Here is a 7181-nt window from a genome sequence, read left to right as displayed (position 1 = left end):
TTGGCTGGCAGCGTAAAACTGCTTAGCCTTTATCTCAAATTTTAACGAACTATTGATTAATATATGAACATAGAAAAATGTAAAATACAACATACCAATGCAATCATCATTGGAGAAAAGAAAGAGAATGTGTTTCTATTTGTACATGGACAAGCAGGCAACAAGGAAGAAGCGATTCGCTTTGCAAATATTGCTGTTCCTTTAGGCTATCAAGTGATTGGGATTGACTTATCCGTTATGGATGTGCCTTGGAATGTTCTTCCTAAACTTTTGGAAGTAAAGGATTTTCTCAAAGAACACTATTCAACAATAAGTCTCCGTGCCAACTCAATTGGATGCTGGTATTCCTTGTTGGCTTTTGAGAATGAAAAGATTGAACAAGCATTGTTCGTTTCCCCAATTTTGGACATGAAAAGATTTGTTGAGGGTATGGAAGAGAAAGATGAACAGTATTATGAATGGGTTGTATTACATCAAATAGCAAATTGGTCCAACAAGACATATATTTTGCGTGCTGAAAAAGATTTGGTTGTCAGCGACAAAGTGAACGAGACATTTATCAATCAGTTCATGTGCGATGTTGTAACATTAAAGGACAGCGAACATTGGTTACACACTCCGGAACAACTGTCTTCATTGAGAAAATGGGAAGAATCTGTTCTAAAACAACAAATAGAAAGGACTTGAAACATGGCAACAAAATACGGAAAGACATGGTGGGGCGAGCAATGGCTCGGCGCACTAAAGAATATTGATTACAGTAACCGATTACCTCGTGGCGCTTCATACGCTCGTAATGGTATGGTGCAGGAGATAAACTTCTCGGGCAACATCATTAGCGCGAAAGTGAAGGGAAGCCGTCGCACGCCCTATAGCGAGACCATAAAACTGCCCGAGTTCTCGTCGAAGGATATTGACAAACTCATCAAACTGATACTGGAACAACCTGTCGTGCTGAGCAAACTCTTCAACCGTCAGTTGGATGAATCGTTGGCAAAGATGGCTGAAGAGGCTGGTATGCCATTGTTCCCCAAGCAATGGAAGGACTTGAAGATGAATTGCTCATGTCCTGACTGGGCTGTGCCTTGCAAGCATCTGGCTGCCGTCATCTACAAAACGAGCATGGAGATTGACAATAATCCGTTCCTTGTATTTTCGCTGCATGGCGTTGACCTGATGGCAGAGCTGGAGAAGCGTGGCATAACAGCCGCCGACTCCACAGAGATGATGGAGGTGGAGAATATGAGTGCGGTGTATGCCACGATGGAACAGATGCAACTGAGGAAAGTGCCCGAACAGATGCCCGACTACACATTGCTCTCTGAGCTTACACTGCCGTTGTCCAACCTTCTGCCATCGTCGCCTGCGTTTTGTCATCATGGCGATTTCCAACAGACCTACCAGAAGGAACTGTTATATATAAGTAAGGTAGCAACAAAGGTGTTGCAGGATAAGCAGAAACTGTTTCTAAGTACTGGCGGCAAGACTTTGAACAAACGTGACGTTGTTTCTGTTGACGATATTCGCCCTTCCCTGCTTCAGCAATTGCTCGACATCAACATTGACTTTCTGCGTGACTATGATGATTCTATTGCAGCCCTTCGCAGTGTGCTCATCTGTGCGCTTCAACTGATAGCGCATGGTTGCGTAGTTCCACAGATTTACTATGACCTTGTGATAAGCAAAGGGCGTGGACGTGCCAAGGCCAAGGAAGAGAAGGAATACCACATTATATGGCAACCTGCCATGATTGACGATGCCACCCGAAGCATTATTGGCAGACTGGGTCAGAGCAAGGAACTTGTCAGCAAGATGATAACGTATCTCGTTCCTATGCTATCGCATGAGGGCAAAGACGAACTGTTCTATGATTTGTTCTTCAAAGCTGAGTGTTCGCGCTTCAATGGTATCGGAGAAACGAATACCCCTGGCGGCATACGCTCATGGATTGACCGTTACTTCATGCAGAACAAGCATCAGGTAACGTTCCTTATTGACGAGACGGAAAAAGGCTTTGCCGTGGATGTGAAGGCGGATGGTCATCCGCTGGAGGATGTGATGACAAAGAAGGCATACACATCAAGCAGAATGGAGATACTGCGTCAGCTTGCCATCCTATGCGACATAGTTGACGGACTTGACGCTTACATCAACGACAAGGGCAAGAGAAGCATTGAGTTCACGATGCAAACTTTCCCAACATTCCTGCTGCAAGTGATTCCTGCCATGCGACTGCATGGTGTGAACGTCATAATGCCAAAGGCATTGCAGACACTTATTCGTCCACAAATATCTGTAAAACTGAAATCAAAAGGAAAGGATTCAAATGGATTCCTGTCAATGGGCGACCTGCTCGACTTCAACTGGCAGGTGGCTGTGGGCAATGTGTTCCTGTCACCCGAAGAATTTGACAGATTGCTCGGTCGTGCGGGTGGATTGCTCCGGTTCAAGGAACAATACGTCTATATTGATGAGGCGGGATTGTCGAAACTGCAGAAAGTGCTGAATGCCCCACCAAAGATAAAGCCGGGCGAACTGTTGCAAGCGGCTCTTTGTGGTGAATACAAGGGAGCACCTGTAGAACTGACCGATGAGGTGCGCAAGCTCATAAGACAATTTACATCACAGAGCATCATACCTCTGCCTGAAAGTATCAATGCACAGTTGCGACCCTATCAGGAACGAGGCTTCTCATGGATGTATCGCAATATGAAAATAGGCTTCGGCAGTATCATAGCTGACGACATGGGTCTTGGCAAGACCCTGCAGGTCATTACCCTGCTGGCAAAAATGAAGGAAGAGGGCGCAATGGACAAGAAGAAAGTGCTTGTGGTAGTGCCAACAGGTTTGCTGCACAACTGGCAGGCGGAAGTGAAGCGCTTCGCTCCCGGGCTGACCACTGGTGTATATCACGGTGCGGCACGTGACCTGAAGGACGAGGCCTGCAAGAATGCTGACATCATCCTCTCGACATACGGTGTGGTGCGCTCTGACGCCGACATACTGAAGAAACAGAAATGGCAAGTGCTCGTCATAGACGAAGCCCAGAACATCAAGAACAGCGATGCTGCACAGAGCAAGGCTATACGCAGCATCCCAGCCAATTGTCACATCGCCATGAGTGGTACACCGGTGGAGAATCGCTTGTCGGAATTCTGGAGTATCATTGACTTTACAAACAAGGGCTACCTTGGTTCGGCAAAGGACTTCTCTGATTCATACGCGAAGCCTATACAGAAGTATGGAGACAGTCGTGTGGCAGAACGTTTCCGCAAGGTGACAGCTCCATTCCTGATGCGACGGCTGAAGACGGACAAGAGTATCATCAGCGACCTGCCTGACAAGATAGAGCGCAACGAGTTGGCATCGCTTACTCCTGAACAGGCTGCTCTATATCAAGAGACCGTCAACAAATGTATGGCTGTCATAGAGAGAATGGAGGGAGAAGACCATCAGACTCTTTTCAAGCGCCAGGGACTTATCCTGCAGATGATGCTTGCCTTGAAGCAGATTTGCAATCATCCGACGCAGTATCTCAAGGACAACCGCATGGATGCAACCTTATCGGGAAAGACAGAAATGTTGCTCGATATGCTTCGTAGTATCATTGATGCTGACGAGAAGGTCCTTATCTTCACGCAGTTCCGCGAGATGGGCGATTTGCTCCGACACTTCATCCGTAACACTCTTGATGAAGAACCGATGTTCTATCATGGTGGATGCTCATTGAAACAACGCCAGGAAATGGTTGACCGTTTCCAGAACAACCGCAACGACCGCATCTTCATACTTTCATTGAAGGCAGCCGGTACTGGTCTCAACCTCACGGCAGCAACTCACGTCATACATTACGACCTCTGGTGGAATCCTGCAGTAGAGGCTCAGGCAACCGACCGCGCATATCGTATCGGTCAGCACAAGAACGTACAGGTGCATCGCTTTATCACGCAAAACACTTTCGAGGAACGCATTGACGCTATGATACAAGAAAAGAAGCATCTTGCTGACCTCACAGTAGCTACAGGCGAGAGTTGGATTGGCAAACTTTCAAACAAGGAGCTGCACGAAATCTTTGGATGAGCAAAGGTGTTTACCTTAAAAACATCGACGGGTGGATGACCAACCTCGGCCATGTTCAGGGACTTGAGAATAGGGAAGAGTTTACAAAACCTATACATTTCAAATTTTAAGGCAAAAAAAACACAATGAAGAAAATTTTCAAGATTGATTGCGGACTATATCCGCTTGGAGTAGTTGTGAAGAATGTAGAACCAAGAACTGTTGTGGGTGGTGTACCGGCTAAGTTCATAAAGAAGGTTTAGAAAAATGAAAGACAAGATAAATTCATTCATCTGGCAGCACTTTCTGCTTCTCCTTTCGCTTTATGTGATGACGCTAGGAGTAGCCGTATGCGTCAGGAGTCAACTTGGCAGCAGCGTGATCTCAACCATACCGTACGTTATGGCGAGTGCCGGCGAGGTTATGGACGCAGTACCAGATTGGACAATCGGTACCTACACCATACTGATGAATGCCGTCTTCGTTGTGGCACAAATACTGATACTAAGAAGAAACTTTGAGTGGGTACAGTTGTTCCAGCTCGTTATCGGATGTTTCTTCGGAATGCTCATTGACTTGAACATGTATCTGACACAGTGGCTTCTGTCCGATGCGCTCTGGATTAACGCGTTAGTACAGATTGCCGGTTGCACAATCCTTGGCATCGGCATTGCCATGGAGGTTAAATGTGGTTCCGTAACTATGCCTGGTGAGGGAATTACGATTGCTATCCACAAGGTTACAGGTCTTGAGTTTCCGAAGGCAAAGATAAGGGTTGACACCTCACTCGTCATCCTTGCCGTCATCCTTTGCTTTCTTCTGCTCGGCTCATGGCAATGGCAGATAGTAGGCGTTGGCACGCTATTCGCCATGGTGTATGTGGGCGTGGTGGTTAGATTTGTCAACAGATATCTCGGATGGTTTGACCGCATCCTTGCCTACAAACCAGGATTCCGTCGCTATGTCTATGGATTGGCCCGATATATAAAACATCAATAACACATCAAATCATGACTTTTGACTATCTCGAAAACGTCCCTAACATCGCAGCAACAGTATGCGATAAAGAAGGTTTTATACTCTATCAAAACAAACGTGCCATTGATCGTGATGGCGATGTGGTTGGCAAAAATCTCTATAATTGTCATGGAGAGAAAGCTGGAGCTATGATTCGCCACATGATTGAATCTGGCGAAAGCAACACCTATCAGATTATCCGACACGGAAAACATAAGCTTCTGCACCAGACACCATGGTATGATGCAGAGGGAAATGTTGCAGGATTGATAGAATTAGCTATTGACCTGCCCAATGAGATGCCGGTATTCAATAGAGACACAATATAATGCAAGCATACACATACATAGAAAAAGGAAAGTTCGCATTGCTTGAAAAAGCAAAGCCAACGCTCATAGAACCTACAGATGCCATCGTCAAGGTGACTTTGGGAAGCATCTGCACAAGTGATCTCCATATCAAGCATGGCAGTGTACCTCGTGCTGTGCCAGGAATAACCATTGGTCATGAAATGGTGGGAATCGTTGAACAAGTCGGTTCTGAGGTGACTGCCGTAAAGCCAGGTGACAGAGTGACGGTGAACGTAGAAACCTTCTGCGGAGAATGCTTCTACTGCAAGAATGGCTACGTGAACAACTGTACCTCACCACATGGCGGTTGGGCATTGGGTTGTCGCATTGACGGCGGTCAGACGGAATACGTCCGTGTACCATTGGCAAACCAAGGATTGAACCGTATTCCTGAAGAAGTAACCGATGAACAGGCATTGTTTGTAGGTGACGTACTGGCTACTGGATTCTGGGCAGCACGTATCACTGAGATAACAGAAGACGATACAGTTCTGATTATCGGAGCTGGTCCTACAGGTATCTGCACCCTTATTTGTGTGATGCTGAGGAACCCAAAGCGTATCATCGTTTGCGAAAAATCTGAAGAGAGACGTGAGTTTGTTCGTAAGCACTATTCTTCAGTTCTTCTGACTACTCCCGAAGAGTGCCAGGAGTTCGTTATCAAAAACAGTGTCAATGGTGGTGCTGACAGAGTTCTTGAAGTAGCTGGAGCAAACGACACATTCCAACTCGCTTGGCAATGTGCTCGTCCAAATGCCATAATTACGGTAGTTGCCCTCTATGATGAACCACAGGTGCTGCCTCTGCCACAGATGTACGGCAAGAACCTCACCTTCAAGACAGGAGGTGTGGATGGCTGTGACTGTGAAAAGATCCTGCAACTCATCAAGGAGGGAAAGATTGACACCACACCGCTCATCACCCACCGTTTCCCGTTGGCAAAGATTGCTGAAGCCTACGAACTTTTTGAGCAGAAGCGAGATGGAGTTATCAAAGTAGCAATATACGACAACGATTATGAAAAAAAATAAAATTGAAATAATCTCTGTGAGCAATTGCTTAAGAAAAAACTTAAGTATTCCAGAATATCAGCGTCCATACAAATGGGGCGTTCAGAATATTACGGATTTACTTCTTGACATTGAACATGCAATTAGCGAGAATAGATTATATACCGACTTCAAATACAGAGTTGGCACGATTATTCTACATGAAGTTAACAACAATCTACATATAGTGGATGGTCAACAACGCATAATTTCACTCACGCTATTGAATCACTATCTGGATGCGAAATTTGACAATAGTATTCTCAGCACCAAATTCACAGATAACACAACGCTCAAGCATATTAATGAAAACTATCATTGTATAAAAGAGTGGTTTTCTCTACGAACACAGGATGAAAAAACTGCTTTCATTAATGCAATGAAGGATATACTTGAAGTAGTTATTATTTATGTCGATAAAGAGTCAGAAGCCTTTCAACTATTTGATTCACAAAACACACGCGGCCGAGCTCTTGACCCTCACGATTTGCTCAAAGCCTACCACCTCAGAGAGATGCAAGGAAACACCTATGATATGGAATATGCTGTGAACAAATGGGAAGAGAAAGACATGGCAAAAATCCGAGAACTATTCTGCGATTATCTGTTTCCTATATGGAATTGGTCTAGAGGACGTAAAACATGGGAATTCACTCTAAGTTTGCAGAAGAATGCGACGCAGTCGCATAAATGTTAAATAATCAAG

At 45.3% G+C, this 7181-nt stretch carries 6 protein-coding genes; all 6 read left to right on the top strand.

The features are described from left to right. Positions 1-63: 63 nt before the first annotated feature. On the top strand, positions 64-687 hold the full coding sequence (locus tag KM934_RS12010) for a hypothetical protein (protein ID WP_094402516.1): 624 nt from the start codon (positions 64-66) through the stop codon (positions 685-687). Positions 688-690: 3 nt separating this feature from the next. Beyond that, complete coding sequence (locus tag KM934_RS12005; protein ID WP_215760841.1) at positions 691-4080, top strand: SNF2-related protein; 3390 nt, start codon at positions 691-693, stop codon at positions 4078-4080. A gap of 246 nt (positions 4081-4326) precedes the next feature. Next, a complete protein-coding gene (locus tag KM934_RS12000; RefSeq protein WP_215760840.1) occupies positions 4327-5058 on the top strand; it encodes a YczE/YyaS/YitT family protein in 732 nt (243 codons plus the stop codon). Between the two features lie 11 nt (positions 5059-5069). Beyond that, on the top strand, positions 5070-5405 hold the full coding sequence (locus KM934_RS11995) for a PAS domain-containing protein (RefSeq protein WP_215760839.1): 336 nt from the start codon (positions 5070-5072) through the stop codon (positions 5403-5405). Beyond that, positions 5405-6457 (top strand): alcohol dehydrogenase, encoded by a 1053-nt coding sequence (locus tag KM934_RS11990; RefSeq protein WP_215760838.1) that lies wholly within the window; start codon positions 5405-5407, stop codon positions 6455-6457. Before KM934_RS11995 ends, KM934_RS11990 begins: the two co-directional genes overlap by 1 nt. Beyond that, positions 6444-7172, top strand: a complete 729-nt coding sequence (locus tag KM934_RS11985; RefSeq protein WP_215760837.1) for a DUF262 domain-containing protein — start codon at positions 6444-6446, stop codon at positions 7170-7172. Before KM934_RS11990 ends, KM934_RS11985 begins: the two co-directional genes overlap by 14 nt. The last annotated feature ends 9 nt before the right edge of the window (positions 7173-7181 follow it).

Origin of the sequence: Hallella faecis (assembly GCF_018789675.1) — a bacterium.
Classification (GTDB): domain Bacteria; phylum Bacteroidota; class Bacteroidia; order Bacteroidales; family Bacteroidaceae; genus Prevotella; species Prevotella faecis.
The sequence above is the reverse complement of the archived record's forward strand: the minus strand, read 5'-3'. Positions and strand labels throughout refer to the sequence as shown.